Origin of the sequence: Marivita sp. S2033 (assembly GCF_046592965.1) — a bacterium.
Lineage (GTDB): Bacteria > Pseudomonadota > Alphaproteobacteria > Rhodobacterales > Rhodobacteraceae > Marivita.
In genome coordinates this window covers 1-2,449 of record NZ_JBISBV010000036.1, presented here as the reverse complement: position 1 = coordinate 2,449, position 2,449 = coordinate 1, and the positions used below count along the sequence as shown (strand labels likewise).

Genomic DNA, 2,449 nt, shown 5'->3' with positions numbered 1-2,449 from the left:
TACCTGCTGCTGCACGGGGTCGCGGTGACGCATCTGATGGCGCCGGGGCGCATGGAGGCCGCGCGCCCGACAGAGGCGGCGCGGCTGCGCGAGGATGGGGTTGTGGTCTATCCGAAAGGGGCGCGGTGACGTCCACGGTTTGCGCATCGGGTCGGAATGTCCGGCCCGGTGCGTTTTTGTGTTCCGGGGCCTACTTGCGCTTCTTGGCCCCCAGGGTCACGGGAGTGGCCGCGCCCGAATTCGCCGTCGCCAGGACTTTCGGCTTTTCCTGCTTGGGCTTTTTCACTTCCTTGTTGCCACGCTTTTTATCGCCTTTTCCCATCATATCCTCACAGGTTGAAATACCCGGCCCACGACATGAGGGACAGGCCGTTCCTCAGGAAAATCAAGGTTGCCTGACCGAGGGTCAGGGCGGTGATCTCGGTGAGTATGCCCCGCGCTGGTATCGGTTGCAGGCACATCTGAAACATGGGGTCGCGGGGGTGTTTGCGCAAGCGAGGGTGTGTGGGGGGGGTCGGGTGTCTCGGGGATGTCAGAACTCTGTCAGAACCGGAGAGGTTTTGGATGGGGGTTATGGCACGTGTAAGGTGTTGATCTTGTGAGGGTAGGGTGGGTTGGTCGGAAATGACCGATTTTTACGGATTAAGCAGCCCGAACATATTAAGCTAGCCATCGTCTTACCTCTATACATACTCATACCTAGTAATATCAATTTATACTAGACAATTTAAAATTATAATGCATAACGATAAATATAAAATGGTAAGGAATAGTATTATGAACGCTACTGAGCGCAAAGAAGCAATTTTGAAAATGCTCCCGAACGCTAAACTGCTGCAACGGCACGCTGGCAGGTACGAAGTGGAGTTGGATGGCAAACACTGTCTGTTGGTGGTCAATGCTGTGCACGGATCAGTTCAGTTTGCCGCCAATTCTGGCGAGGCTGATGCAGACGTGCCAACTTTGGACGGTGTAGACTACTGCCTCATGGTAACCGGGAAAGATGTTGATAACTTGTCTGCTTGGCTGGTGCCTGTGCCTCGACTGCTAGAACACATCAAAAATGGGCACAAAGAATGGCTCGCAGAAAAGCCAGGACGCAGCAGAGAGAACACAATGCGCACGATTAAACCGCTAGATGTGCACTTCGCCGATTGTAAGTTTGATTTGACGCTACCCCAAGAAAGCACTGCTATAACGATGACGCCCGAACAAGCTCGTCAGGGCTTAGCTATACATTTTGGTGTGGATCCATCCAAAATCCGCATAAGCGTTGAAGTCTAATAGCATAAGGCACTCCGTTGGTACGGTAGTGCCTTTCCCAAGCCAGCGTAGAATGCGTACAAGTAAGCACCCTACATAAGAGTTACCATAAAACGCATTATAAGATTGACAGGAAAGGGCTTCGAATGGCCTAGCCCTTCACCACCCGGTCGAGTTGGCGCAGCGTGGTCAGCAGACCCGGCAGTTGGTCCACCGGCACCATGTTGGGGCCGTCGCTGGGGGCGCTGTCGGGGGCTTCGTGGGTCTCGATGAAGACCGCGGCACAGCCCACCGCCACGGCGGCGCGGGCCAAGGGGGGCACGAATTCGCGTTGGCCGCCGGAGCTTGTGCCCTGCCCGCCGGGGAGTTGCACCGAATGGGTGGCGTCGAACACCACCGGGTAGCCGGTCTGGGCCATGATCGGGAGCGAGCGCATGTCGGAGACCAGCATGTTGTAGCCAAAGCTCGCCCCGCGTTCGCAGAGCATAATGCGGGTGTTGCCGGTGGAGGCGATCTTGGCGGCGACGTTTTCCATGTCCCACGGGGCGAGGAACTGGCCCTTCTTGACGTTGAGCGCGGCGCCGGTTTCGCCGGCGGCGAGCAGCAGATCGGTCTGGCGCGACAGGAACGCGGGGATTTGCAGCACGTCGACGGCTTGTGCCACCGGCGCGCATTGCTCGGCTGTGTGGATGTCGGTGAGGACGGGGACGTTGAATTCGTCCCTGATCTTGCTGAGGATCGTCAGCCCCTCGTCCATCCCCAGACCACGCTTGCCTTTCAGCGAAGAGCGGTTGGCCTTGTCGTAGCTGGCCTTGAAGATCCACGGCGTTCCATCCGCGGCGGCGGCGATCTTTTCCGCCAGCATGCGGGCGTGATCCAGGCTTTCGAGCTGGCACGGACCTGCGATCAGCGCGAAAGGGCCGGTGTTAGAGACGGATATGTCGCCGATCGTGACGGTCTTCATGCGATCCCCTCGCGGTTCAGGACGGATTCGATGCGGGCCACATCGACCGGGTTGTTGAGTTCCCAGAACACCCGGCCCCGGCCCTCGACCGGCACGCAGGTGACGGGGGTGCCGTTTTCGAGAAAGCGCAATTGCTCCAGCCCCTCGGCGCGTTCGAGTGGCGACTCAACCCATCCGGCATAGGCGCGGAGCGCATCGGGCGTGTAGGCGTAGACGCCGACA

At 58.4% G+C, this 2,449-nt stretch carries 4 protein-coding genes and 1 pseudogene; 1 reads left to right on the top strand and 4 read right to left on the bottom strand.

Annotation, left to right across the window (positions count from 1 at the left end):
- Nucleotides 1-190: 190 nt before the first annotated feature.
- Nucleotides 191-325, bottom strand: coding sequence for a hypothetical protein (locus ACGKZZ_RS17150; protein WP_411224736.1), 135 nt, complete (start codon nt 323-325; stop codon nt 191-193).
- Between the two features lie 4 nt (nt 326-329).
- Nucleotides 330-470: a hypothetical protein gene (locus ACGKZZ_RS17145; RefSeq protein WP_411224735.1), complete on the bottom strand. Its 141-nt coding sequence runs from the start codon at nt 468-470 to the stop codon at nt 330-332.
- A 307-nt stretch (nt 471-777) separates the two neighbouring features.
- Between ACGKZZ_RS17145 and ACGKZZ_RS17140 the strand changes: the two genes are divergently transcribed.
- Complete coding sequence (locus tag ACGKZZ_RS17140; RefSeq protein ID WP_411224734.1) at nt 778-1,284, top strand: hypothetical protein; 507 nt, start codon at nt 778-780, stop codon at nt 1,282-1,284.
- A 130-nt stretch (nt 1,285-1,414) separates the two neighbouring features.
- Here ACGKZZ_RS17140 and kdsA read toward each other — a convergent pair whose 3' ends face one another.
- Both kdsA and ACGKZZ_RS17130 read right to left on the bottom strand, forming a co-directional pair.
- Nucleotides 1,415-2,227: a 3-deoxy-8-phosphooctulonate synthase gene (gene kdsA, locus ACGKZZ_RS17135; RefSeq protein ID WP_411224733.1), complete on the bottom strand. Its 813-nt coding sequence runs from the start codon at nt 2,225-2,227 to the stop codon at nt 1,415-1,417.
- Nucleotides 2,224-2,449: pseudogene (locus tag ACGKZZ_RS17130) on the bottom strand (3-deoxy-manno-octulosonate cytidylyltransferase); the annotation flags it as partial. The gene kdsA and the pseudogene ACGKZZ_RS17130, both read right to left, overlap by 4 nt.